The organism is uncultured Sphingomonas sp., from assembly GCF_934560975.1.
GTDB lineage: Bacteria > Pseudomonadota > Alphaproteobacteria > Sphingomonadales > Sphingomonadaceae > Sphingomonas_I.
Genome location: NZ_CAKTFO010000012.1, coordinates 21166 through 44772, shown reverse-complemented (window position 1 = coordinate 44772; position 23607 = coordinate 21166). Strand labels below are relative to the sequence as shown.

General features: G+C 65.9%; 18 protein-coding genes. 8 read left to right on the top strand and 10 right to left on the bottom strand.

The window, feature by feature from the left end; all coding sequences use genetic code 11:
• Positions 1-9 precede the first annotated feature (9 nt).
• Genes Q0D93_RS09315 through Q0D93_RS09300 form a run of 4 tightly spaced genes read left to right on the top strand, consistent with a single transcriptional unit; the run spans position 10 to position 4027 of the window.
• Positions 10-606 (top strand): polysaccharide biosynthesis/export family protein, encoded by a 597-nt coding sequence (locus tag Q0D93_RS09315; RefSeq protein ID WP_294393215.1) that lies wholly within the window; start codon positions 10-12, stop codon positions 604-606.
• Entirely contained in the window at positions 603-1763 is a 1161-nt protein-coding gene (locus Q0D93_RS09310) for a hypothetical protein (RefSeq protein ID WP_294393214.1), read from the top strand. The genes Q0D93_RS09315 and Q0D93_RS09310 overlap by 4 nt, the downstream gene beginning before the upstream one ends.
• Positions 1760-3211, top strand: a complete 1452-nt coding sequence (locus Q0D93_RS09305) for a Wzz/FepE/Etk N-terminal domain-containing protein (RefSeq protein ID WP_294393212.1) — start codon at positions 1760-1762, stop codon at positions 3209-3211. The genes Q0D93_RS09310 and Q0D93_RS09305 overlap by 4 nt, the downstream gene beginning before the upstream one ends.
• A gap of 24 nt (positions 3212-3235) precedes the next feature.
• Positions 3236-4027: a CpsD/CapB family tyrosine-protein kinase gene (locus tag Q0D93_RS09300; RefSeq protein WP_294393210.1), complete on the top strand. Its 792-nt coding sequence runs from the start codon at positions 3236-3238 to the stop codon at positions 4025-4027.
• A 39-nt stretch (positions 4028-4066) separates the two neighbouring features.
• Here the strand turns inward: Q0D93_RS09300 and Q0D93_RS09295 are convergent, their stop codons facing one another.
• The 5 genes from Q0D93_RS09295 to Q0D93_RS09275 all read right to left on the bottom strand — a co-directional run bounded on the left by Q0D93_RS09295 (position 4067) and on the right by Q0D93_RS09275 (position 12061).
• Positions 4067-4921: a peptidyl-prolyl cis-trans isomerase gene (locus Q0D93_RS09295; protein WP_294393208.1), complete on the bottom strand. Its 855-nt coding sequence runs from the start codon at positions 4919-4921 to the stop codon at positions 4067-4069.
• A 77-nt stretch (positions 4922-4998) separates the two neighbouring features.
• Complete coding sequence (gene epsI / locus Q0D93_RS09290) at positions 4999-5703, bottom strand: exosortase-associated protein EpsI, V-type (RefSeq protein WP_294393206.1); 705 nt, start codon at positions 5701-5703, stop codon at positions 4999-5001.
• Positions 5700-6602 carry an exosortase V gene (gene xrtV / locus Q0D93_RS09285; RefSeq protein ID WP_294393204.1) on the bottom strand — a complete coding sequence of 301 codons (903 nt, stop codon included), beginning with the start codon at positions 6600-6602 and terminating at the stop codon, positions 5700-5702. Before xrtV ends, epsI begins: the two co-directional genes overlap by 4 nt.
• Before the next feature lie 133 nt (positions 6603-6735).
• Positions 6736-10356: a calcium-binding protein gene (locus Q0D93_RS09280; protein WP_294393202.1), complete on the bottom strand. Its 3621-nt coding sequence runs from the start codon at positions 10354-10356 to the stop codon at positions 6736-6738.
• A 328-nt stretch (positions 10357-10684) separates the two neighbouring features.
• Positions 10685-12061 carry a UDP-glucose/GDP-mannose dehydrogenase family protein gene (locus Q0D93_RS09275; RefSeq protein ID WP_294393264.1) on the bottom strand — a complete coding sequence of 459 codons (1377 nt, stop codon included), beginning with the start codon at positions 12059-12061 and terminating at the stop codon, positions 10685-10687.
• 116 nt (positions 12062-12177) lie between these two features.
• On the opposite strand from Q0D93_RS09275, the gene msrA reads away from it, so the two are divergent.
• Positions 12178-12723, top strand: a complete 546-nt coding sequence (gene msrA, locus Q0D93_RS09270; RefSeq protein ID WP_294393200.1) for a peptide-methionine (S)-S-oxide reductase MsrA — start codon at positions 12178-12180, stop codon at positions 12721-12723.
• 45 nt (positions 12724-12768) lie between these two features.
• Here the strand turns inward: msrA and Q0D93_RS09265 are convergent, their stop codons facing one another.
• Together Q0D93_RS09265 and Q0D93_RS09260 are read right to left on the bottom strand one after the other, a co-directional pair.
• Positions 12769-14775, bottom strand: a complete 2007-nt coding sequence (locus Q0D93_RS09265; protein WP_294393199.1) for a glycoside hydrolase family 97 protein — start codon at positions 14773-14775, stop codon at positions 12769-12771.
• A gap of 90 nt (positions 14776-14865) precedes the next feature.
• Positions 14866-17310, bottom strand: a complete 2445-nt coding sequence (locus tag Q0D93_RS09260; protein ID WP_294393197.1) for a glycoside hydrolase family 3 protein — start codon at positions 17308-17310, stop codon at positions 14866-14868.
• 123 nt (positions 17311-17433) lie between these two features.
• Between Q0D93_RS09260 and Q0D93_RS09255 the strand changes: the two genes are divergently transcribed.
• The 3 genes from Q0D93_RS09255 (at position 17434) to Q0D93_RS09245 (ending at position 21109) form a co-directional block, all read left to right on the top strand.
• Positions 17434-19122 carry a glycoside hydrolase family 43 protein gene (locus tag Q0D93_RS09255; protein ID WP_294393195.1) on the top strand — a complete coding sequence of 563 codons (1689 nt, stop codon included), beginning with the start codon at positions 17434-17436 and terminating at the stop codon, positions 19120-19122.
• A 146-nt stretch (positions 19123-19268) separates the two neighbouring features.
• The gene (locus Q0D93_RS09250) at positions 19269-20006 is read left to right on the top strand and encodes an SDR family oxidoreductase (RefSeq protein ID WP_294393194.1); all 738 of its coding nucleotides are present in this window, start codon (positions 19269-19271) and stop codon (positions 20004-20006) included.
• Positions 20003-21109, top strand: coding sequence for an NADH:flavin oxidoreductase/NADH oxidase (locus tag Q0D93_RS09245; RefSeq protein ID WP_294393192.1), 1107 nt, complete (start codon positions 20003-20005; stop codon positions 21107-21109). Before Q0D93_RS09250 ends, Q0D93_RS09245 begins: the two co-directional genes overlap by 4 nt.
• 4 nt (positions 21110-21113) lie before the next feature.
• Here the strand turns inward: Q0D93_RS09245 and Q0D93_RS09240 are convergent, their stop codons facing one another.
• From Q0D93_RS09240 to Q0D93_RS09230, 3 genes are read right to left on the bottom strand one after another with little or no spacing between them, the layout of a single operon-like run.
• A complete protein-coding gene (locus Q0D93_RS09240; protein ID WP_294393190.1) occupies positions 21114-22481 on the bottom strand; it encodes a HAMP domain-containing sensor histidine kinase in 1368 nt (455 codons plus the stop codon).
• A complete protein-coding gene (locus Q0D93_RS09235; protein WP_294393188.1) occupies positions 22481-23170 on the bottom strand; it encodes a response regulator transcription factor in 690 nt (229 codons plus the stop codon). The genes Q0D93_RS09240 and Q0D93_RS09235 overlap by 1 nt, the downstream gene beginning before the upstream one ends.
• Positions 23163-23534, bottom strand: a complete 372-nt coding sequence (locus tag Q0D93_RS09230) for a PDZ domain-containing protein (RefSeq protein WP_294393261.1) — start codon at positions 23532-23534, stop codon at positions 23163-23165. Before Q0D93_RS09230 ends, Q0D93_RS09235 begins: the two co-directional genes overlap by 8 nt.
• Positions 23535-23607: the final 73 nt, after the last annotated feature.

Sequence of the window (23607 nt, the reverse complement as noted above, 5' to 3'; positions counted from 1 at the left end):
TAGAATAAGATGAAGCTGATCCCGGCGGCGATGCTCGCCATCGCGCTGCATGGCGTTGCTGCAACGGCCCAGACCGCACCTGTCAAGAATACGCAGGTCACCACCTACCGGATCAATCCGGGCGACCAGATCGACATCTACGTTTGGGGTGACGAGCGTCTGCAGCGCAGCTTGAACGTGTTGCCGGATGGCACCTTTTCCTTCCCGCTCGCCGGCACCGTCCGCGCCGCCGGTCGGACCACGACCGAAGTGGAAGGCGATCTGGCGCAGTTGCTGGCCCCGCAGTATAAGGGCGTGCCGCAGCAGGTGACGGTTTCGGTCAAGATCCCGTCGGGCATGCAGTTTTCGGTGATCGGCAAGGTGCGCGCACCCGGCACCTTCTCGCCCACGCGCTACGTCAACCTGCTCGGCGCGCTGACCCTGGCGGGTGGCCCGACCGAATTCGCGGATCTGTCCAACATCATCATCCTGCGGCGCGACGGCAGCCGCACCAACATCATCCGCTCGCGCGTGGGCGACATCCTGCGCGGCAAGCCCGGCAACAGCGACCTGTCCGACACGGGTCTGCCGCAGCTGATGGCCGGCGATACGGTCGTTGTTCCGTGAGGCGGATCGCTTTGGTCGCCATGGCCGGCATGGCGGCCGTTCCGGCAGTGGCCGAACCGTTCGTGTTCAGCGGCGTGATCTCGGGCGGGGTGGGCTATGCCACCAACCCGTTCCTGCGCAGCGGCAACGGCGATGGCGGGGACGCGGGATCGGCCCTGGTCTCCGTCTCAGTCGCGCCGCGCCTGACCCGCACGACGCCACGCGGCCGGACGGTCGTGAGCGGCGTCTACAGCCGCGAGGAGTATCTTCGCCGCTATGGCGCCAGCGAGAATGCGCAGGCGAACCTTGGCCATACCGAGCAGCTGAGCGAACGCCTCAGCGTGAACGGCAATGTAGGTTATTCCACCAGCACGAACCCGCTGATCGGTGCCAACCTGGACCGCGATCTGCCGGACGACGTCAATGTGTCGGACCCGCTCAATATCGGTCGCCGTAGCAAGCGGCTGAGCGGCAATGCCGGGCTCCAATGGCAGCCCAGCGACCTCGACAGCTTCAACGTGGGCGTGAACGCCTCGCATTCCAGTTACAAGGGCAGCACCCTCGCCCGCGATTTCGACCAATATGGCGGCCAACTGGGCTATTCCCGTGCGGTTGATGCGCGGACGCGGGTGGGCGTGCAACTTGCCGCGACGCAGGTGGAAAACACGATCTATCCGAATACGAGCTCTCTCCAGCCGGCGGTCACCCTGCAACGCCAGCTGAGCACGATCTGGGCGTTCAACGGCAATCTCGGCGTGATCCTGCAGCATGTGGACGGGGGCGGGAACAGCACGTCGCTTGGCTTTGGCGCATCCCTGTGTGGCACCTATCCGCGCACCTCGGTGTGCGCGACCGCCAACCGCTCCAGCTCGGCCAGCGGCCTGGGCGGATTGCGGACCTCGCTCGAATTCGGTGCCACGCTGCGCCATGAACTGACGGAGCGGAGCCGGATCTCGGCCTATGCTTCGTACCAGGACAGCAAGGCGCAGCAACTCCTCAACTTCGGCGTCAACAAGGCACGCGTGCTGCAGACCCGGGTGGATTATGGCCGTGATCTGTCCGAACGCATCACCGTTGGCGTGGGCGGGCGGTATCAGAACCGAAAATTTACACAAAGGTCGGCAGACTCGTTGGCCGGGACCATCAATATCAGCGCCAAGATCGGACGACGGACATGAGCATCGAAACGGAAACGGAAGAGGATGGCGGCTCCGGCTTCCTGGCGGCAGTGCCGTCGATCCTTTGGCAGCGGCGCTGGCTGATCCTGGCACCGGCGGTGCTGGCGACGATAGGCGGCGCGACCGCTGCATTCCTGATCCACCCGGTTTATGAATCGAGCGCAACGGTTCTGATCGAATCGCAGCAATTGCCGGACGCGCTGCTGGGCGACCTCGGCAGCTCGCAGGCGGGTGACGCCATCGGCCAGCGCGTCGCGCGTGCGCGCGAGCGTGTGTTGAGCCGCATGGACCTGATCCGCCTGATCCGGACCTACAATCTGTACCCGGACGAGCAACGTACCGTGCCCCTGTCCAAGATCGTGGACGAGATGCGGGCCAGCACCAACATCACCGCGCTCAACAACGAGCTGGTGAATGCCAAGAGCCGCCGCAACCTCGGCCTGGCCAACACGATCGCGATCAACGTGTCGTTCCGCTATGACGATCCGCAGAAGGCGCAGGTCGTCGCCCAGCAGTTCGTGGATCGCTTCCTGGAGGCGGATGCCACTTCGCAGGCGACGCAGGCGACCGACGCGGTCAATTTCCTGACCGAGCAGGCGAACACCGTCCAGTCGCAGATCGCCGAAATCGAAGCCAAGTCGATGCAGATCAAGGCGGAGAACGGCACCGTGCTGGCGTTGGGTCAGGCCACCGGCAACCAGTCGGCCGACCTGTCTCGCATTGATGCCCAGATTGCGGGCCTGCAGGCGGAAAATCTGCGGCTGAACGCCAGCGGTGGCGCATCGCAGGAGACCGGCGTGGCGGCGGCGGAAGCGCAGCTGCGCGTGGCCCAGGCCAAATTTTCGGACACTCATCCCGACGTAGTCGCGGCGCGTGCCCAGGTGGAGGCCGCGCGGCGTGCCGCGGCGGCCCTGCCTGCGTCGGCCAATCCGGTCGCGGCGCAGATCGCCTCAAACCGTGCGCAGATCGCGTCCCTGCAACGCGCGCAGGGCATGCTGGCCTCGCAATCGTCGGCGGTGGTCTCGGCCCAGTCGCGTGCGCCGGTCCTTGCGGGCCAGGTGGACCAGCTGGAAAAGCGGGCCGACGCGCTGCGGGAGCAGTATCGCACGATCGGCGCTAAGTTGCAGGCTGCCCAGATTCAGGCGCGGGTGGAATCCGAACAGAAGGGTGAGCGCCTGACGCTGGCCGATCCGCCGGTCGTGCCGGATTCGCCGGTTCGCCCCAACCGGCCCATGATCATCCTCGGCAGCATCCTGGGCGGCCTCGCTCTCGGCCTCGGCCTGGCACTGTTGATCGAGCTGATCCTGCGCCCGATCCGCGGCACGCAGGCGATGCGCCAGGCGCTGGGGCAGCCGCCCCTTGCGGTGATCCCCGATTTCGACAGCAAGCCCAACTGGATCGTCCGCCTTCTTGAACGGCGGACCCGCCGCAAGACCGCGCGCGCCTGACCGGTTCACGGAGTCTCAAACCTGATGCAAGCCAATCCGATGGTGGACGACGGCACCGCAATGGCCCGTCCGCTTTTCACCGACCCGACCGCGATCCGTTCGGTTGCTGTGGCCCCCGAACAGCTCGACGCGCAGAACATCGTTGGGTTTCGCAATGCCGACACCCGCGCGCGTCCGTTCAAGCTGATCCGCTCCCAGATCCTGCGCCGGTCGCAGGATGAGGGGCTGAAGCTGATCGGCGTTACCTCGGCCGCGCCCAATGTCGGCAAGACCTTTGTAGCCAGTAATCTTGCCGCAGCCTTGTCGCGCATCGGTGACATGGACGTGGTGCTGCTCGACCTCGATCTGCATCGCCCGGCGGTCGCGGGCCGGTTCTCGTTCGATCCCAAGAGCCCCGGCGTGCATGATTTCCTGTCGGGCGAGGCGCCGATCGAGCAGGTGGCGCGCCGCATCAACGACGAACGCCTGGTGGTCATACCCGGCTTCCGCCGCGACGTGGCAACCGGCGAATTGCTGACCAGCGATCGCAGTGAGCAGTTGTTCGCCGGCCTGCGCGCGCTGGGCCCGAACGTGATGGTCGTGGTCGACATGCCGCCGATCTTCGCGGACGATGATGCTGTCATCATCGGACAGCGGCTGGATGGCTATGTGCTGGTTGCCGAAGATGGCCGGACCACGGCCAAGCAGGTGCGCGAAACCGTGCGGATGCTGTCACCGACCCCGCTGATCGGCAGCGTGCTCAACCGCTATCGCAGTCAGCTGCTGACCGACGAATATGGCTATGGAATGAGCTACGGCTACGGCGGCTATTATTGACTGGCGAAGCGGGCCCGCCAAGCGGGCCCGCTCGCATGCTTATTGCTGGCCTGCGGGCTTCGGGCCGCCGGCCGGGGGCGCAAGCCCTTCCTGGTAGGTGATCTTGGCGGAGCTGCGCAGCGAGGTGAGCTGCTGCTGGAGCAGGTCGCTGAACTTCTGCTGGCGCCATGCCTGAACCGCGGCCGACCGGCTCTGCGACGCATCGATCGTGACCGGCTTGCGGCCCGTGATCACGTTCACGGTGATGAGACCCTGGCTCGGCACCACGAACGGCTCGCCGGCGGGCAGTTTGCTGATCGCGGTCATCATTTCCGGCGGAACGGCGCCGGTGTCCAGGCCGGTGGGCGCACGCTGGAAGCGGATGCCGAGCTGCGTCAGGTGGGCGGCCACCGCATCGAGCGAATGGTCGTTGTCCAGCGCCTGCAACGCCTTCAAGTCCTGCGGCGGGGCGAAGCGGATCTGGTCCAGCGACAGCTGCTCACGCTGGGCGAATGCCGACGGGCGATTCGCCATGAACTTGTTGATCTCGGTGTCGCTCGGCACCGGAACCGCCGACAGCTGCTGGCGGGCATAGGCCTGGGCCAGCATCATCTCCTCTGCCCGCCGCTTCTGCGCCAGATAGTCAGGCGTCTTGTCGACACCCTTGTCCTCGGCCTGCGTGATCAGCAGCTTGCGATCGATCACGCGCTGCAACGCCAGCCGCTGGGCCGCCTTCTTGTCGGATCCCGCCGGCAGGTTGGCGCTCTGAATCTCGGTATTCACCTCCTGAAGGGTGACTTCCTGTCCGTTCACCGTCGCCGCGACCTGCCCTTCGGGAGCACTGCCGCCCCTGTTGCAGCCGGCGAGCGCCAGCATTCCACCGACGAGCAACGTCGCTGTCACGCCCTTTTTCATGTGCTTGCTCCTTGTTCGACCCGCCGGCATCACCGCAGCCGGTGCCGACGCGCCCTGTGTCTGTGTTACGGTCAATCTCACACCGCGTTTCCGATCAGCATGCGCTGCCGCGCCGGCGCCATTTCCGTCAGCATTGTGCGCATGAACTCCGCCAAAACGGCCTGTGCGGCGGCGGCATCGTCCGTCTGGATGGAAAGTCGGCCAAGCAGGCCATCGGGGATGTATCCGGCCAGGTTGGAGCGCACCACCGCCAGACGCTGCTGCGCCCAGCTGGCGGGCAGAAAATCGGCGATGCGGGTCCAATACAGGACCTGTTCCACCCGCGTGTCGCTGCGTGCGGTGAAGCGCCGCATCGGCATTTCACGTCCGCTTCCCAGGTCCAGCGGGGACACGGTCACGTCGGACAGGGTGAAGCCGCTTGCGGGGTAGCAGATTTCCGGCCGGTGAATCTGCATCATGCCGCCCTGGCTCGATCCATAGGCCAGCAACAGCATGACGGACGGACGATCCGGCGACACATATGTCCGCGTCAGTTGCTGACTATAGAGCAAGCGTGCCAGCTGGTCGGGGGGCGGCAGGACGAGCCCGCTGGTCGTCTCGTAGGTCCAGTCGCCCACCGTCTGGGGGACGATCTTGGCCAACGCATCGTCAGGCACGGACTTGAGCGGCTTGTCCGGCATCCGCGCATAGGCGGTAGCGGCTGCGGCGGCGGCGGCGCCGCCGAACAGCAGTTCGCGCCGGCTGGTGCCGCCAGGGAGCGAGGATGACGCCGTGTCGCTCACTCTGCATGCCCCAGGATGCGGCGGCGGATGGGTTGTGCCAATTTGTCGATCCCGAAGATGCCGAGCAGTGCGACCGCGAACATCACCATGCCGGCGAAACCATGAAGAAAGCCCTGCGCATAGGCATCGCCCGCATAATAGGTAATCAGGATCAGCAGCAGGACGCGGATGAAGTTGGCCAGGATCGCCACCGGGATGATCGCCAGCATCAGCACCAGCGCATAGCGCCAGTTCGCATTGTGGCGGACGTAGATGTAAAACAGCCCGATCGCCGAAAGGCTGATGATCGAGTTGAGCCCGGCACAAGCGGCAGCGACCAGAATGTCATATTGGTCGATCTGGATCATCACGCCGCGCCGCGCGATCGGCAGTCCTACCCAGTCCAGCAATCCCACGGCGCTTTGCGAGATCATCAGCTTCAACGGCTGTGTCAGGATCGCGACCATGTTGTCGGGCGGCGGGAAGAGGAACGCGAAATAGAAGATCGGGAACCACAGCAGGCGCAACGCCCGTGCGCCGCATATGCCGTAGAACAGCACCACCAGGCTGCAATACAGCGCAAACCCTTCCAGCTCCAGCGTGGTGGTGATCCGCGCGATGGTGTAGAGCGCCAGAAACGGAAGCAGCAGGGCCAGCGTCAACGCAAGGCTGCCCGGCCGGATCAAGGGGGCGACCTGCTTGCGCAACAGGCCCACCAGCCAGATGCCCGTCGCCAAAACGATCGGGCCATGCGCACCTTGTTCGGTGGACCAGGATTCCCGCGCCACTTCGATCATGGTGGGGATGGCGATCAGCGCCGCGCCCAGCAGAACCGGCCAATGTTGCGCCAGCAGGCGCCACCACGGCGCAACCCCGATCATCGGCGCGCTGCCGCTTTCCACAAACTCGCCGTGGGACATCTCTGGAAACTTCCCCAAACACGCCGGCCTATTCGTGCAGGGACAGCATCACGCGAGCCATTCGAATGCGGTTCGCGCCTGCTTGCCGGCTCGGCGGAGATAGCCTGTTCCGCCGAGCCTGCCAACATGGCTGCTAGAGGACGAAATCGCCCGCAGCCAGCGTGCCGGACTTGCTGGTGACCTGCAGCAGGAAGTCGGCCACGCCATCGCCGTTAGTGTCACCCATGACGTGGTAGGTCGCATTGCCCATGTCCTGCACGCGCAGCTCGCCGGCCTTGTGGTTGAACGAGGCGCCGCCGATGAACTTGAATGCATCGTCGGCGGAGGAGGCAACCATGGCGTCCAGCTTGGACAGGTCGATCTGGTCCCGCTCCTTGCGAGAGAAGTCTAGGATCGACGCCGTGGTCGACACGCTGGCGGTCAGCTCGCGCGGGCCAAAGGCGAACATGTCCGCGCCCGCGCCGCCCGTCAGCTGGTCACGCCCGCTGCCGCCCTGGAGGACGTCGCTGCCGGCATCGCCGAACAGCTGGTCGTCGCCCAGGCTGCCCATCAGCGTGTCGTTGCCGTTGCCGCCCTGCAGGATGTCGTTGCCGGCACCGCCGTCGAGCTTGTCGTTGCCGTCCATGCCCTTCAGCGTGTCGTCGCCACCCATGCCGAACAGGGTGTTGGCGGACGCATTGCCCTGGATCGCGTTGGCGCCCTCATGGCCCAGGCCCAGCATGGCGGTGCCGCTGAGGATCAGCGCCTCGACATTGACCGGCAGGGCGTAGTTGATGGTGGCATAGATGCTGTCCATCCCGCCATCATTCCCTTCGACCACCACGTCGCCGAGATCGTCGACATAGTAGGTATCGTCGCCCTTGCCGCCGACCATGCGATCGGCGCCGGTGCCGCCGTTCAGGGTGTCGTCGCCCGCGCCGCCGGTGAGGGTGTTGTTGGCGGTATTGCCGGTGCCGGCGAAATTGCCGTCCCCGATGAAGCTTGCCGCCTCCACATTGGCGCCGAGCGTATATTTGGCGAGCGTGGTGCGGACCTCGTCCGTTCCTCCCCCGGCAAGCTCGGTCACCCGATCGCTGGTTGAGTCGACAAGGTAGACATCGTTGCCGGCCCCACCGTTCATCGCGTCACTGCCCGTTCCGCCGTCGAGCGTGTCGTTGCCGGCGCCGCCGGTCAGCGTATCGTTGCCGCTTTCGCCGAACAGCGCAGTGGCCGCGTCGCTGGCGGTCATGGCATTGCCGGAGCCGTTGCCATGGAAGCTGCCGCCGACCAAGCCGATCAGTTTTTCGACATTGTCGGCCAGGGTGTAGTTGGAAGCCGAGACATAGGCCGTGTCATTGCCCTCATTGGCAGCTTCCACGATCACGTCATTGGCGTCGCCGACATAATAAGTGTCGCTGCCATTGCCGCCGGCCATGCGGTCGACGCCCTCGCCGCCGTCCAGCGTGTCGGCCATCGCGCCGCCGACCAGCGTATCGTTGCCGGCCAGGCCATAAAGCTTGGCGGACTTGGGACCGCCCGTGATGAGGTTGTCGAGCGCATTGCCGGTGCCGCTGAAGCTGAAATTGCCGGTGTAGTTCAGCACCTCGACATTGTCCGCCAGCGTCATGGATGCCAGCGTGGTCCGAACCTCGTCACGGCCATTGTTGACCGCTTCGGTGACGACATCCTTGGCATCGTTGACGATGTAGACGTCGTTTCCGGCACCCCCTGCCATCATGTCGGCACCCACGCCACCATCAAGGAAGTCGTCGCCGTTGCCGCCGTTCAGCGTATCATTGCCGGCCATGCCGTAAAGCTTGGCCGAACCGCTGGAGATTGCGCTTACGACATTGTCCAGCTCATTGCCGGTGCCTGTCACGTCACCCGGCGCCACGATCCGCAGAGCTTCCAGGTTCTTGCCAAGGGTATAGCTTGCAAGGTTGGTGATGACGGTGTCCAGACCCGCACTGCCATATTCGGTCACGACATCGTTGATGTTGTCGACGATGTACGTGTCGTCGCCGGCCGCGCCGATCATCTTGTCGGCACCCGTGCCACCGTTCAACGTATCGTTGCCGCTGCCGCCATTGAGCGTGTCGTCGCCCGCCATGCCGCGCAGTTCCTGGCTGGTGCCCGATATGCGGATCGCTTCAGCAGCCTTGGTACCCACCAGGGCCTGAGTGGGACGGCCCGCCGTCGATTCATCCTGCTGCTTGTTGCCGAACATCTGCTCCGCCAACAAAGCGTCGTAGCGCGGGCTGCCATCCTTGTAGATGTTGTCCAGGACGCCCCAATAGCCATATTTGTCGGAGTCGCCGACGTCGAAGTAGCTGACCAGCGTCGATCCGCCGGCGGCTTCGAAGCTGTGGGCCATCTTGGAATACAGATCGCCCATGCGCGGGTCGTTCATCAGCCGTGCGAAGAAGTCCGTTACTTCGCCCTGCATGCTGGACGGGAAGAGCGCGGCCGTCAGGTGCGCGCCGCCTTCATAGGCCTGCAAGTCAAGCCCGTTGGCCTTGGCGACCGCGGCGGCCGACGCGAGACGGCTGGCCAACTGGGACATGCCGCCATCGGCGCGGAGCGGCCCGCCCTGTTCCAGTTCGTTGAACGCGGCATCCATGCCGGCCTGGCCGGCACGAGCCCACTCCAGCACCTTCGCCTGATTGGTGGCATTCTTGTCGGAAACCGATAGCTGGTTGCCGAAGTAGGTGGTCACCGCATAGCTGTCGAACAGGTCGGACGCCGTGCCGCCAGCTGCAGCAATGCCCTTCTGCATGTAACCGAACAGTCCGTCATTGCCCAACTGGCCGGCCAGCACTTTGTCGGTCCTGGCGTCGGCGGAACTGCCGAACACCTCGTCCACCATCTGGGCAACCTGTGCCGAGCGGTAGCCATAATAGGTCATCCAGGCGCCGTTGGACAGTTCGGCCCCGTCCTTGGGATTGATCTTGCCGTCGCCGTTGGCGTCCTTGCCCCACAAGGCTGCCGCCTGATCCTGGGCATAGCCTGCGACCTTGTAGTCCCAGTTCCAGACCTCGTTGGAATATTCGACATGCACCTTGATCTTCGGATCGAGGTTGTCGCGAATATAGGTCAGCGCATTCTTGACATAGGTGTCGTCGGCGCGACCGGGCACGTTCCACCACATGGCGGTACCGGTTTCGTTGGCCAGCCGCACCATCACTTCCAGCGGCACGCCGTCGGCATGCTGAGCCTTGGCCCAGGTCGAGTCCGACACTTGCGACCGATCGTCCCACGACACGGCCATGCCCGGATCGATATTGCCCCAATCCTTGAAGCGCAGCACGTCCCAGGTGCTCGCCTTCTCGACAAAGGTAGGGTTGAAGATTTCCCCGGCCTTGAACAGGTCCACCTGGTCCGTCCGCACCACGTGCAGGTCATGCAGCGGATCGCCCGGGTTCATGTTGCTGAGCTTCAGCTGGACGCTCACCGCGTCGGGGTTCGTCACCTCAAAGGTGATCTGGTTGCCGTTCCGGCTCAAGATCTTGGCACCGGCCAGGCTGAACGTGCCGCTGCCCTGCCACGTCATCACATAGGTGTCGATCGGCGCCTCCGCGACCGGATCGACCCCAACCATCTTGTAGATGTAGTTGGCGCCCGACGGAATGCTCACCGGATTGCCGGCATCGTTCACATCGACGCTGATGCTGCTGTTTGTCGTGCGCCAGACGTCAGCCGTCTTGGCGCGATCGATAAACGGCTCCTGCGTCGAATAGTAGCTGACGCCGGTCAAGTTCATTCCGATGGATGTCATGCTGCACCTTCCAGCAAAAGGATCTGTTGGTGCAGGCTCTACATGTGACTTCGCTCTACTCCCCTTAGGGGCATGGTTAATGAGCAAACTACAAGTCTATAGGATTCCTTAATTGACCGTCGCCTGTTCAGGGCTCTGCCATCGCCGCAAGCCACGTCTTTGATGCGGAAAGTGGTGCTGCCCGCCGGCAGATCCCCGCGACAGGTTTGCCCGGCATGTTGAAGCTGTCGCCCGATTCCCGGTACGTGCGCTTGGTCAGCCACAACGCCGCCGTGCCGCCAGCCATGATGCGGCGAACCCGGCGGCGGATCGGCAAAATGACGCGACGTTACGCGATTGCTCGGGTCTGTGCCGGCTGATCGTTGGCCGCCGTAGCGTCCATGGACGGAGCCGCGCCATTGGCCACGCGTCCTACCGCGGTGTAGGCGAGCCCGGCCGCCTGAGCGTCTGCCTCCGAATAGATGTTGCGGAGGTCCACCAGCACCTTCTGCGCCATCGATTCCGCAATGACGGAGAGGTCCAGCGACTTGTAGACATCCCATTCGGTCACGATCACCACAGCATGCGCGCCATCCGCCGCGCCATAGGGATCGTCGACGAATTCCACGCCCTTCAGCATGGTCCGGGCTTGCTCCACACCTTCTGGATCATGCGCGCGGACGTGCACGCCCGCATCTTGCAGCGCCTGGATGATGGAAAGGGATGGGGCCTCCCGCATGTCGTCCGTGTCGGGCTTGAAGGTCAGGCCCAGCACCGTTGCGATCTTGCCACGGACGTTGCCGCCCATGGCGCGGATCACCTTGCGGCCCATGGCGCGCTTGCGCGTCTCGTTCACATGAACGACCGCGTCGACCACGCGGATCGGCGATTGGAAGTCCTCGGCCGTCTTCAGCAGCGCCAGCGTGTCCTTGGGGAAGCAAGAGCCGCCATAGCCCGGGCCTGCATTCAGGAACTTGGTGCCGATGCGGTTGTCCAGGCCGATGCCGCGCGACACGTCGCGCACGTCCGCGCCGACTGCTTCGCACAGATCGGCAATCTCGTTGATGAAGGTGATCTTGATCGAAAGGAACGCATTGGCCGCATATTTGATCAACTCGCTGGTGCGGCGGGCGGTGAACAGCAAGGGCGCGCCCTGCTGCTCGATCGGCAGGTAGATGTCGTGCAGCACCTGGTGGGCATGGTCCGTCTGGGTGCCGATCACGACGCGATCGGGCTGCATGAAGTCACCGATCGCGGCACCTTCGCGCAGGAATTCGGGATTGGATGCGACATCGATCTGCGCGTCTGGAGCGACCTCCGCGATGATCCGCTCGATCTCGTCGCCGGTGCCCACCGGCACGGTGGACTTGGTGACAATGACCAGCCGCTGCGTCGCCGCCGCCGCAATCTCGCGTGCCGCGCCGTAGACATAGCTCAGGTCGGCATGGCCGTCGGTCTTGCGAGACGGGGTGCCGACCGCAATGAACACCGCTTCCGCGCCCTCCAGCGCCGGGACAAGGTCGGTGGAGAAGGACAGCCGGCCGGCTTCGACGTTGCGCGCCACCAGCGCGTCCAGGCCGGGCTCGTAGATCGGCATTTCGCCCCGGAGCAGCGCCTCGATCTTGGCTTCGACCTTGTCGACGCACCGGACCTCATGTCCGATCTCGGCAAAGCATGCCCCCGATACGAGGCCGACATAACCGGTGCCGATCACGGTGATGCGCATGGGTAGTCCAGTCTCCAAGGGATGATCTTTGTGCAAGAGCGAAATCGTTACCAGATTGCAACCCTTGTCGGCAACGTCGACCCAACCCATGTTTCCGCCATCCAAGGAGATCGAGAATGGCGGAACAGGTCGCGACGCTTGCGGGCGGATGCTTTTGGTGCGTGGAAGCGGTGTTCGACGATCTGGTCGGCGTGTCGTCCGTGGAGAGCGGCTATATCGGGGGGCAGGTGGTGAACCCCACCTATCGCCAGGTCTGCGGTGGCGACACCGGCCACGCCGAGGCCATCCGGATCCGCTTCGATGCCGACGTGATCGGCTATGGCGACCTGCTGGACATATTCTTTGCGGTGCACGACGCGACCCAGCTCAACCGCCAGGGCAACGATGTCGGGCCGCAATATCGTTCGGCGATCTTCCCGAACTCGCCCGAGCAGGAGGCGGAAGCGCAAGCGGCGATCGCGCGAGCACAGGCCGAGAGCGACAGGCCGATCGTCACCACGATCGAGCCCGATGCGCCCTGGTACCCTGCCGAGGACTACCATCAGGAATATTTCGCGCGGGAGGGCGCCTCCAATCCCTACTGCCAGGCCGTGGTCGCGCCGAAGCTCGCCAAGTTCCGCAAGAGCTATGCCGCGCAGCTGAAGGCCGCGCCGGCACAATGATCGACATGCGCCCGGTCGTTGCGGCCGGGCGTAACGCCTGACCGATCAGCGTCGTTCGAGGATCAGTGTGGCTCCACCACTTGCGGTCAGCGGCAGGTTCAGGGTGCCGTCGACGTCGCTCGTGCCGACAGAGACATCCGCCGGACCGTTGCCATCGGTCCAACGCCTAGCCTTCCAGCTGCCGGAGCCGAGCGCCGCCAGCGGCACCGGCACCGTCCGCGCGTCTTCATCGTTCAACGCGCCGATGAACCAGCGTTTGCCGGAGCGGCGCGCCACCACGATATATTTGCCGAATTCGCCACCCAGCGCGCGGGTTTCATCCCAGGTGGTCGGCACGACTTTCAGGAAGTCGGTGCCGGGCACCGGCTTGCCGTCCGCCCCCTCATAGGCCGTTGGTGCATCGGCCAGCGTCGCTACCGGGCTGGGATAGACGACGTACATCGCCAGCTGGTGCGCGCGCGTGGTCATCACCTGCGGACCGACGACGTGCGGGCTGAACGCTTGCGGTGTGACGTTGCGGAAGCCACCCGGCGTATAATCCATCGGCCCCAGCAGCGCGCGGGAATAGGCCAGGTGGACATTGTGGCTGGCGGTGATCCGATAGGTCCACTTGTTATACTCCGCGCCCAGCACGCCTTCCTGCGTCATGAAATTGGGAAAGGTGCGATCCAGCCCGCGCGGTACATAGGCGCCATGCAGATTGACCATCAGGTGGTGCTGCGCGGCTTTCCCCAGCAGGCGATGGTAGAAGTCCACCATCTGTTGATCCTGGCGGTCCATGAAGTCGACCTTGATGCCCTTGATGCCCCATTTTTCGTAGAGGGGCAGGGCCTCGTCCATCTGACGGTCGATCTCCTTCCAATTGGCCCACAGCCAGAGGTCGACGCCCTTCTTCTTCGCATAAGCGATCAGGCCCGGCATATCGACGCCCGGTGCGGTCTGGGTGATGTCGCTGCCGGGGCGAACCGTGCCGCCGCCGCCCGCGCCCTTGGCCCATCCCTCGTCGATCAACGTATAGGGCAGGCCGAAGCGGGCCGCGAAGTCGATGAACAATTTGTAGGTGGCGTCGTCATGTGGCGGATTGTCCACACCCGGGATCAGCGGGCCCGACCACCAGTCCCACGACGCCTTGCCCGGCTTGATCCAGCGTGTGTCGGCGATGACGCTCGGTGCCGCCAGGTTCTCCACCAGGCGCGATTCGATCAGCGTTTCGGGGCGGTCCGCCAGCATGACCACGCGCCATGGGGTCCGTACGCCATCGGCGCCCATCGGGGTCGAAACGGACAGCGCGGAGTCATCGTGGCGGGGCGTCAGCCGCACCGCGACGCCGAGTGTCCCATTCTCCAGCCCAGAAAGATAGGCTCCCGAATAATTCTTCAGGTCGCTCTCGGTCAGGGCGAAGGCGGCGCCGGTCGGACCCGTCCGGCATACGAGGGGCAAATCGTAGCGGTTGTGGTTGCGGATGAGGTGCGCGGCGGTCCAGTCGAACTCGCCTTCATGGCTGTTCTCGATCCGGCCGATGTTGAGCCCGAGACAGGTATAATCGCGCGGAAAGGCGAAGCTGGTCTCTTCCTCGATGATGTTGACCTGCTGCACGCCGGGCTGTTGCGGCACGACCATGCGGAAGGCGGCGCCCTGGTCATAGGCGCGCAGGATCAGGTCGAGCCTGCGCCGGGCACCTGCCGTTTCCTGGGCGTGGACCACCAACTCTGCATAACGATCCGCCACCTGCGACGCGGTGCCATGCGCCGGCGCATACCGATCCTGCCCGCTTCGCCGTTCGGAAGAGAGGATGGACATCCCGGTCATCAGCCGACCCGAATAGGTATCGCCGGGATTGGCCGGGTCGGTCATGCGGAGACCGACCGGCGAGGGGGCGATCACGGCCGCACCGGCATAATCGACGCGGTAGGTGAGGGCACCCTGCGCATTCAGCGACGCGGCGATGCTGACCTTGCCATCGGGAGAGGTGATCGCCGGGTCGGCCGCCAGCGCGCGGGCGCTTGAGCAGGCGATCAGAAGCAACGACAGGTTGCGCAGTCCGGATTTCACGATCCATCTCCCCCTTGGCATAATATCTTGTCTCCGCCTTATCCCTGGCGGATGGCGCCGGCCCGATCGGTTCGGGCCAGCATCCCCCGCTTACTTCGGGCAGACCGATCCGGCGGGATCGGCGGCCAGCCGCAGGTCGGACAGCGACATGGCGAACGGTCCGGTCGTGGTCGCGGCGAACAGGGTGTTGACCTTGCTCATGTCCGCGCCCGCCGCCTTGAAGCAGGACAGCGGGATCTTCACCGTCCGCCACTGACCGGTGGTCGTGAAGAGCTGGCCGGCATTGACGCTGCCGGTTCCGAACCGCAGCTGCACCGGCGCGGCGGGCGCCTGATCGACCCGGTAGGTCATCTGCAACTGGATATCCGCGTTGGTCTCGCGGCTATAGTCCATCTCCTTGCCGCCGATCAGGATCGTGGCCTGCTGCCCCGCCGGCCATGTCAGGCGCACGGCCCCTTCCTGCAGGGTGGCGCTGTCGACGGGCGCGCGCTGCACCCGGCTGTCGGTGGCGAAGGAGAAGGGGGCCGGCACCTTGCCCTTGGCGAAGAAGGTGCTGGTATTGGCCAGGCTCGCGTCCACGCCGGACACTTCGCTCAGCTTGGGGACGCTGCCGCCACGGGCATAGGTCAGGCCGTAGCCCAGCCGGAACAGCGGGTCGTAATCCTTCTCGTTCGGGTTGAGCGTGAACTGCCCCGCCGTCTTGGGCCAGCTGAAGGAGAGGGTGCCGGTAAAGTCGCGGCGCGGCTTGCCGGCGGCATCCCCGATCAGCACGTCGGCGACGCCCGCGCCTTCGCTGCCCGGCAGCCAGGCGGCGACGAACGCATCGGACTGGTTCATCTCCGGATTGACCCACAACGGGCGGCCCGACAGGAACACCGACACGACCGGAATGCCCTGCGCCTTGAGCGCCTTCAGCTGTTCCAGCGCCACCTTGTCGCCGGGCTGGAATTCCAGCGACCGGATGTCGCCCCGCATTTCGGCATAAGGCTGCTCCCCGAACACCACGATCGCCAGGTCGGGCTTCTTGGTGAAGCGCCCGTCCGGGCTCAGCGTCGCGGTACCGCCGCCGGCCTTCATCGCGGCCGCGATGCCGGCATAGATGGAGGTCGCGCCGGGGAAATCGGCGTTTGTGTTGCCGTCGCCCTGCCATGACAGGGTCCAGCCACCGGATTGCAGGCCGATATCGTCGGCCGCCGGGCCGGTCACCAGGATGTTGGCGCTCGCCTTCACCGGCAGCACGCCTTGGTTCTTCAGCAGCACCAGGCTGTTGGCGACCGCCTCTCGGGCGACCGCGCGGTGATCGGGTGCGCCGACCAGCTCCAGCTTGCCGGCATAAGGCCGCACCGGGTCGAACAGGCCCAGCTTCGCCTTGACGCGCAGGATGCGGCGGACGGCGTCGTCCACCCGCGCCATGGGAATCTGGCCCGCCTTCACCTGCGCCACCGTATTGTCGAACAGGCCGCGCCAGCCATCGGGGGCCATCGCCATATCCAGGCCCGCATTGAAGGTGACCGGGCAGTTGGCGTTGGTGCAGCCGGCGAGCTGCGCATGTGCGTTCCAGTCGCCGACGATGAAGCCGTCAAAGCCCATGCGGCCCTTCAGCACGTCCGTGAGCAGCGATCGGTTGCCGTGCATCTTGGCGCCCTGCCAGCTGCTGAAGGACGCCATGACGGTCATCGTGCCGGCCGCAATCGCAGGCGGGTAGCCGGCATTGTGAATGGCGATCAGGTCCTGCTCGGGAATGTCCGCGTCGCCCTGGTCCACGCCGCCGATCGTGCCGCCGTCGCCCAGGAAGTGCTTGGCGCTGGCCGCGACATAACCCTGCTGGATCCTGCCCTTGCCGGGCGCGCCCTGCAAGCCCTGCACCATCGGCCCGGCATAGGAGGCGACGACCTTGGGATCTTCCGAATAGCCCTCGAACGCGCGGCCCCAGCGTTCGTCCTGCGGCACCGTCAGGGTCGGGCCGAACGCCCAGTCCCAGCCCGCCGCCGCCGTCTCCACGGCAGTGGCGCGGCCGATCTTCTGCATCAGGGCAGGATCATGCATCGCACCCAGGCCGACATTGTGCGGGAAGATGGTAGCACCGACGATGTTGCTGTTGCCATGCACCGCATCGATGCCGAAGATCAGCGGCACATAGGTACGGCCGGGCTGCTTCTCCTGCGCGACCTTGGCAAAGGCGCGTGTGGTGGCGAGCCATGCCGATGCGGGCGCCCGGTCGGGGCTGCCCAGCGGCGGGGAGCTGCCGCCCGCCAGGATGCTGCCCAGCGGGTATTTGCGCAGGTCCTCCGGCGTGATCGACGCGATATCCGCCTGCACCATCTGGCCGACCTTTTCCTCCAGCGTCATCTTCGCCATCAGCTTGGTAACGAACGCTTCGGTCTGCGGATCGACCAGGCCCTGGCTCTTGGCGGTGGGCCACAGCTGCGAATGGGCGACCCCGCGCTCGCCGCCGCCGGCCTGCGCCATGACCGGCCCAATTGCCAGCATCGCCGCGACGCCGCACAACAGGGCCTGCTTCACCATCCGCTTCATGCTTTCTCTCTCCGATCCCCGCCCGCTTGTTACGTGGGCGGCATCCTCATAGCATTCACCTGCCCGAACGCTACCTGGAAGGCCAATGACGCGATGCGGAGAGGACGCATTTCATCTTTTGTAATGCTGGGCGCGGCGGCGACAGCATCGTGCCTCGCCGTCTCCGTCGAGGCGGCCAATCAGGCGCGCTTCGACTGGTTCGAATATCAGGGCGTGCAGTCCGGCGTTCAGGCCACGGGCGGGCACTATCGCAACCCCATCCTGGCGGGTTTCTATCCCGATCCCAGCGTGACCAAGGTGGGTTCGGACTTCTACCTGGTCAATTCGACCTTCTCCTGGTTTCCCGGTATCCCGATCTGGCGCAGTCGCGACCTGGTGAACTGGCGGCAGATCGGGAATGTCATCGATCGGCCGCGCCAGCTCGATTTCGCACGGCTCGGCATGTCGCGTGGCGTGTTCGCACCCGCCATCGCGCATCATGACGGCACCTTCTACGTGGTGAATACCTGCGTGGATTGTGGCGGCAATTTCGTCGTCACCGCGCGCGATCCAAAAGGCCCATGGTCCGATCCCGTGTGGATCAAGGATGTGGAGGGCATCGACCCATCCTTGTTCTTCGACGATGACGGCACGGCTTGGCTGGTCAACAATCGCGGGCCGGCGGGCGGGGACACCTATCCCGGTCATCGCGCCATCTGGATGCAGCGGTTTGACGCCAACGCGCTGAAGACGGCGGGTGAGCCGATCCAGATCGTGAATGGCGGCGTGGACCTTGCCGCCAAGCCGGTGTGGATCGAAGGGCCGCACATCTTCAAGAAGGACGGCTTTTACTACCTGACGGCGGCGGAGGGCGGCACCAGCGTCAACCACAGCCAGGTCATCTTCCGGGCGGAAACGGTGACCGGCCCCTACATGCCGGCACCGGCGGGCGTGAACCCGATCCTGACCCAGCGGAGCCTCGATCCGGCGCGGCCATTCCCGATCACCTCGGCGGGACATGCCGATCTGGTCAGGCTGGACGATGGCAACTGGTGGGCGGTGTTCCTGGCGACCCGGCCTTACGAAGGCGACCTCTACAATACCGGACGGGAAACCTTCCTGCTGCCGGTGACGTGGCGCGACGGCTGGCCCACCATCCTGCCCCAGGGTCGCGCCATTCCTGCCATCGCCGCCGCCCCGCGCCTGCCCGCCGGCCCGGCATCGCCCGTTCCTTTCACCGGCAGCTTCACCGTACGCGAGGAGTTCGACGGTCCCCGCCTGCCGCTGCAGTGGATGACGATGCGCACGCCCAGATCGAACGACTGGTGGCGGATGGATCACGGGGCGCTGGTGCTGGACGCGCGGCCCACGCGGATCGGCGATGGTGGTCAGCCTAGTCTCTGGGCGCGGCGTCAGCAGCATGCCGACGCGACCATCTCCACCATGGTCCGCTTCGCTCCGGCGGAGGGCGAGTCCGCCGGCATCGCCGCCATCCAGAACGACAACGCCTTTCTCTCCGTCGCGCTTGGCCGCAAGGGTGGGCTGACGCTGGTGCGGGTGGCGCGTCGCGCCGGCACGGACGCGCCGGTCGACGGCCGCACGATCGCCAGCGCGCGCGTCCCCGCCGGGGTGCCGATCGAACTCCGCATCCATGCACGTGGCGGCCGGTACGACTTCGCTTTTGCGGTGAAGCCCGGGCAGTGGCAAACGCTGGTGCGCGACGTGGACGGCACCAACCTGTCCACCAGCAAGGCCGGCGGCTTCGTGGGAACCATGATCGGCCTTTATGCCCAGGCGTCGGCCGGCGCGTCGCCGCGTGTGGTCAAGGAATAAGCGAAAGGCGGCTCGTTCCGCCTCCCGGCGATGAACCAGTTGCCCGATCCGGCAAAAACGATCGAACCCGATGGCGCGGCACGCGTTTACGGAGGGATACCAGACGCATGCGCGGCACGCGACGGCATTCTCCGGGAGACATGGGCATGAAGATGCAGGACCTGGCAGGCAAGGTGGCGGTCGTCACCGGCGCATCCAGCGGCATCGGTGAGGCGTCCGCCCGCCTGCTGGTGGAAGAGGGCGTGCGGGTGGTGCTGGCCGCGCGGCGGCTGGACCGGATCGAGGCGATGGCGCGGGAATTAGGTACGGAAAGCGCGTTCGCAATCGCCTGCGACGTTGGCGACATGGGCCAGGTGACCGCCCTGTTCGATCAGGTGCGCGGTCGTTTCGGCGGGCTCGATCTGCTGTTCAACAATGCCGGGCTGGGCATCAACGGCCCGTTCGCGGACAGCAGGCCGGAGGACTGGCGAACGCAGATCGACGCCAATCTCTACGGCGTCCTCAACTGCACCCATGCCGCCATCCCGCTGATGCGCGGCCGCGAAGGGGCCATGATCTCGTCCGTGTCCAGCGTGGGCGGACGCTACGGGATCGAGGGCTGGTCGGTCTACAACGCCACCAAGTTCGCGGTGGTCGGCTTCCACGATGCGCTGCGCAAGGAACTGGGCCCCGACGGTATTCGCGTGTCCGTGATCGAACCGGGCGCGGTGTGGACCGAATGGGGCCACAACGTACCCGATGACACCATGCGTCAGCGCCGCGAGAGCCTGGATGCCCTCCACGCCGAGGATATTGCCCAGGCGTTGGTCTATAGCTTCGCCCAGCCGCCGCGCGTGCTGGTGGAGGAAATCCTGGTCCGCCCGGTCCGGCAGGTGCAGCCATGAGCGGCCCGGCTCTGTTCAGCCCGCTGGAGCTTGGCGGGCGGCGGCTGGATAACCGCATCGTGATCGCGCCCATGTGCCAATATTCGGCCGAAGACGGCTGCATGACCGACTGGCACCTGATCCACCTCGGCCAATTGGCGCTGTCCGGCGCGGCGCTGCTGACGATCGAGGCCACCGCCGTGGTGCCGGAAGGGCGCATCACCTATGCCGATGTCGGCCTGTGGGACGACAGGACGGAGGCCGCGATGGGCCGCGTGCTGGACAGCATCCGCCGCTGGTCGGACATGCCGATCGCCATCCAGCTCGCCCATGCCGGGCGCAAGGCCTCGACCGACAAGCCGTGGCATGGCGGCAAGCAACTGCCGCCCGATCACGCCCATGGCTGGCAGACCGTGGCACCGTCGCCCGTTGCGTTCGAGACGGGCAGCGTGCCGCCTACCGCACTCGACCGCGACAGCCTCCTCCGCATTCGCGACGCCTTTGCCGATGCGGCGCGGCGGTCGGCGCGGCTCGGCATCGACGTGATCCAGCTGCATGGCGCGCACGGCTACCTGCTGCACCAATTCCTGTCGCCGCTGTCCAATCAGCGCGACGACGAATATGGCGGCAGCCTCGAAAACCGGATGCGCTTCCCGCTGGAGGTGTTCGATGCCGTGCGCGCGGCCTTTCCGGCGGAACGCGGCGTCACCATGCGCGTATCTGGCACCGACTGGGTCGAAAGCGGCTGGGACGTGGGCGGCACCATCGCCTTCGCCCAGGCCTTGGAAGCGCGGGGATGTGCCGCAATCCACGTGTCCAGCGGCGGCCTCGATCCCCGGCAGGACATACCGGTCGGGCCCAGCTACCAGGTGCCGCTCGCCCGCGCGGTGAAGCAGGCGTGCGGGATGCCGGTGGTCGCGGTAGGGTTGATCACCGACTTCGACCAGGCGGAGGCGATCGTCGGCACGGGCGATGCGGACATGATCGCGCTGGCCCGCACCATCCTCTACGATCCGCGTTGGCCGTGGCACGCGGCCGCGCATTTCGGCGCACAGGTGAAGGCGCCGCCGCAATATCTCCGCTCGCAGCCGCGCCGCTTTCGCGACCTGTTCGGCGGGGAGTGACCGATCAGGCCGCCGGCTCGGCCGTCACCTCGCGGCGCTGGAACCTGAGGGTGGCGATCAGCCCCGGCCGCGCATCGCCAAGCTCCAGGGCTCCGTCGTGCAGCCGCGCCACGGCGGCGACCAGCGCCAGGCCCAGGCCCGCGCCCGATCCGCGACGCGCCTGGTCCAGCCGTCCGAACCGGCGCAGCGCCTCGTCCCGCCGTTCGGCCGGGATACCCGGGCCCTGGTCGGCCACCGCGATGCTGATGCAGCGGTCGTCGGCCTTCAGGGACAGGGTGATCGTGCCGCCGCCATATTTCAGCGAATTGTCGATCAGGTTGCCCAACGCCTGCGCCAGCAATTCGCGATGCACCGCCGCCTTGACCGGAGTGTCGACCCGAAGCCGGATGCCGCGTCCCTGATCCTCCACCAGCGGGCCATATATCTCCGCAATCTCCCGCAACTCATCCGCCAGGATTACGGCCCTGAAACTGTCGCGGCCGATGCCGCCCTCGGCGCGGCTGATGCTCAGGGCGGTCTGCACCACCGCCAGCAGCCGGTCGCTTTCCGCCAGCGCGCGGTCGAGCGCGTCCTGCGACACAGGCTCGGTCGCGACGGTGACGCTCCGCTCCAGCGCCGCGCGCAACCGGGTCAGCGGCGATTTCAGATCATGCGCCAGCCCGTCGGTCGCGATCTTCAGTTCGGTGACCAGAGTCTCCACCCGTTCCAGCGTGTGGTTGACCGCCAGCGCCAGCGCCGCGAACGCATCGCCCGATCGGTCGTCCGCGACCCGCCGGGCGAGATCGCCGGCCGCCGCCCCGCGCAGGGTGGCGAGGGTGGCGTCCAGCCGCGTCACGATCAGGCGGGTCGCCGCCCATGCGGCAAAGGCCGCGAAGATCAGGCCGAGCGACAAGGCCAGCAAGGCGGCGTTTTCAAACAGCCGCAGCATGTGGCGCTCACCCTCGACGGCAACGCCGGTCAGCAGCCATTGCCCGTTCGGCAGTTGCGTGGCAAGCACCCGCATCGCCTCCGCCGAGACATGGCCCTTGCGATAGAGTTCGACATTGACCGCCCGTCCGCCGGGGCGAAGGCTGGGCGGCCATGTGGCGAGGTTGCCGGCAATCCGGCGGCCTTGTGCATCCACCAGCAGCAGGATGGTGTCGGGCGTGATCAGCCGCGACGACCGTTCCTCCACCGCCTGGCGCAGCGCCGGGGCGCCCGCCTGCCGGTATGCGGCGACAAGGTCGTCGCGCAGGACCTGCGCCGTCCTTGACGCATCGGCCGTGACCTGCCCGCGCAGAATGGCGCCGAGCGCGATCAGCAGGACCGCCGCCGCCGCCACCTGCAGCAGAAAGACGAGTGCCGCGAACCGGAACGTCGTCGACCGCCACATCAGCCCGCCTTGCCCAGCCGATAGCCGACCCCGCGCACCGTATGCAGCAGGGGGGATCCGAACCCTTCGTCCACCTTCTTGCGCAGCCGGCTGATATGCACGTCGATTACGTTGGTGCCAGGATCGAAATGGTAATCCCATACGCCTTCCAGCAGCATGGTTCGCGTCACCACCTGTTCGGCATGGCGCAGCAGATATTCCAGCAGCCGGAACTCGCGCGGCTGCAACTCGATGGCGCGCCCGGCCCGCTTCACCCGGCGGGCAAGCAGGTCTATTTCCAAATCCTGGCAGCGCAGCACCGTTTCCGGCGCGGCCGTGGCGGCGGACCCGCGCTTGATCAGCAGCCGTATGCGGGCGAGCAGTTCGGCAAAGGCGAAAGGCTTGGTCAGGTAATCGTCGGAGCCGCTGGTCAGCCCCTTGATCCGGTCCTCGACCGAGCCGAGCGCCGACAGCACGATCACCGGCGTCGCGACGCCCGCCGCGCGCATTCCGCCCAACACGCCCATGCCGTCGATGCCGGGCAACATGCGGTCGAGAATGATGCAGTCATAGCCGCCGTCCGTCGCGTGGAACAGGCCGTCGCGGCCATTGTCGACACGATCGACGGTGAAGCCTTCCTCGCCCAGCCCCTTGGCGATGAAGTCGGCGGTGGCGGCGTCGTCCTCGATCAGCAGGATGCGGTTACTCACGTGGCCTGTCCTTGTCCGTGACGATGCTGATGTCCACCTCATCCTTGCCGCGCCGGACGTGAATGTCGAGCGGGCCGCGACCGGCCAGCGCCTGATCGGCCGCGGCAAGCGAGGGCACGCTGTCGCCATCCACCGTTTCGATCAGGTCGCCCACGCGCAGGCCTGCCTGCTCGGCGGCGCCCCCGACGCGCAAACTGTCCACCACCAGCATCGGCGGCTGAACCGAAGGCGCCAGTACCGCGCCCATGCTTTCGGCCGGGTGGGGCGACCCGTCCCGGCCGCTCCGTACGAGACGCAGCGACAGGATGGTGCAGATCCCGGCAAGAAGGATGATGACCACTGCAATGTGGCGGATGACCCGCATCTGGCTCACGACGTCACCGGCTCCGTTTGCGCTCGATCATGGAGGCCCAAGTTACCCATCGCCGCCTGTTGGC

Bases quoted from the DNA above. Each gene is read 5' to 3' on its own strand.
- Q0D93_RS09255 (WP_294393195.1), top strand. From the start codon at position 17,434: ATGCTGGGCGCGGCGGCGACAGCATCGTGCCTCGCCGTCTCCGTCGAG.
- Q0D93_RS09240 (WP_294393190.1), bottom strand. From the start codon at position 22,481: ATGTGGCGGTCGACGACGTTCCGGTTCGCGGCACTCGTCTTTCTGCTG.
- Q0D93_RS09295 (WP_294393208.1), bottom strand. From the start codon at position 4,921: ATGAAAAAGGGCGTGACAGCGACGTTGCTCGTCGGTGGAATGCTGGCG.
- Q0D93_RS09275 (WP_294393264.1), bottom strand. From the start codon at position 12,061: ATGCGCATCACCGTGATCGGCACCGGTTATGTCGGCCTCGTATCGGGG.
- Q0D93_RS09300 (WP_294393210.1), top strand. From the start codon at position 3,236: ATGCAAGCCAATCCGATGGTGGACGACGGCACCGCAATGGCCCGTCCG.
- msrA (WP_294393200.1), top strand. From the start codon at position 12,178: ATGGCGGAACAGGTCGCGACGCTTGCGGGCGGATGCTTTTGGTGCGTG.
- Q0D93_RS09250 (WP_294393194.1), top strand. From the start codon at position 19,269: ATGAAGATGCAGGACCTGGCAGGCAAGGTGGCGGTCGTCACCGGCGCA.
- xrtV (WP_294393204.1), bottom strand. From the start codon at position 6,602: ATGTCCCACGGCGAGTTTGTGGAAAGCGGCAGCGCGCCGATGATCGGG.
- Q0D93_RS09260 (WP_294393197.1), bottom strand. From the start codon at position 17,310: ATGAAGCGGATGGTGAAGCAGGCCCTGTTGTGCGGCGTCGCGGCGATG.
- Q0D93_RS09230 (WP_294393261.1), bottom strand. From the start codon at position 23,534: ATGCGGGTCATCCGCCACATTGCAGTGGTCATCATCCTTCTTGCCGGG.
- Q0D93_RS09280 (WP_294393202.1), bottom strand. From the start codon at position 10,356: ATGACATCCATCGGAATGAACTTGACCGGCGTCAGCTACTATTCGACG.
- Q0D93_RS09245 (WP_294393192.1), top strand. From the start codon at position 20,003: ATGAGCGGCCCGGCTCTGTTCAGCCCGCTGGAGCTTGGCGGGCGGCGG.
- Q0D93_RS09305 (WP_294393212.1), top strand. From the start codon at position 1,760: ATGAGCATCGAAACGGAAACGGAAGAGGATGGCGGCTCCGGCTTCCTG.
- Q0D93_RS09315 (WP_294393215.1), top strand. From the start codon at position 10: ATGAAGCTGATCCCGGCGGCGATGCTCGCCATCGCGCTGCATGGCGTT.